Genomic DNA, 273 nt, shown 5'->3' on the forward strand with positions numbered 1-273 from the left:
GGCATAACGCGCAATGATACCTTGGTTGGGAAGGTCATTGTCAGTGACAGCACGAGGTTTCGGTGCTTGAGTTAGGTAATCCATACGAACGCTGATGATAGTTCTTGCACCATCGACCAATTGCTCAGGGTTCGCCCGTAGTTCATGATTGCTGTGCATAAACTGTAGCTGTCCCTCGTAACCTTTCTCTAGCCATTGCTGCAGTTGTACAATTTGTTTAGCAAACAAAGGATGGTGCACGGATAGAAAGCCGCAGTCAGCAAACCCTAGCGC

1 protein-coding gene is annotated in these 273 nt (G+C 48.4%); it reads right to left on the reverse strand.

The features are described 5' to 3' along the window. A partial coding sequence (locus tag AAEY62_RS22345) for a QueG-associated DUF1730 domain-containing protein (protein WP_350636599.1) occupies positions 1–228 on the reverse strand: 228 nt, incomplete at its 3' end. Positions 229–273 lie beyond the last annotated feature (45 nt).

Source organism: Pseudoalteromonas sp. GW168-MNA-CIBAN-0100 (assembly GCF_040309225.1).
Lineage (GTDB): Bacteria > Pseudomonadota > Gammaproteobacteria > Enterobacterales > Alteromonadaceae > Pseudoalteromonas > Pseudoalteromonas arctica.